Annotated in this window: 1 protein-coding gene; it reads left to right on the forward strand. The window is 66.0% G+C overall.

The features are described 5' to 3' along the window. Positions 1–553: ABC transporter permease subunit (locus tag A2J02_RS05045; RefSeq protein WP_156516098.1), on the forward strand; the 553-nt coding region annotated here is incomplete at both ends.

A 553-nucleotide genomic window follows, 5' to 3' on the forward strand; every position in this document is an offset into this window, starting at 1 on the left:
GAACTCCGGGCTCGACGCGGTGATCGCCGACGGCACCTGGGCCACCCTGTACTCCGACTGGGTTCCACGCGAATTGCCCGACGGCTTCAAGCCCGGCAGCAAGGCCGCCCCCGAGCCCGAGCTACCCGACTTCGCTGCCATCGCAGCACAGAACGACGCGGACGCTCCCGAAGCCGTTGCCGTTCAACCCAAATCCACGCTGGCACAGCTGGGGGATACGTTCTTCGACTGGTCGCTGTACAAGTCCGCCATCCCCGACCTGTTCAAGGTAGGCCTGCCCAACACGCTCATTCTGGCGTTGGCGTCGGGCATCATCGGTACGGTCCTGGGCATGTTGCTGGCCCTGGCCGGGCTGTCTCGCACACGCTGGCTGCGCTGGCCGGCGCGTGTCTACACCGACATCTTCCGCGGATTGCCCGCCGTGGTGATCATTCTGATCATCGGACTCGGAATCGGACCGGTGGTGCAGGGGGTGACCGGCGGCAATCCGTACTGGCTCGGCGCCGCGGCACTGTCACTGCTCGCCGCCGCGTACATCGGTGAGATCTTCCGA

It is taken from the genome of Rhodococcus sp. EPR-147 (genome assembly GCF_001647185.1).
Classification (GTDB): Bacteria; Actinomycetota; Actinomycetes; order Mycobacteriales; family Mycobacteriaceae; genus Rhodococcoides.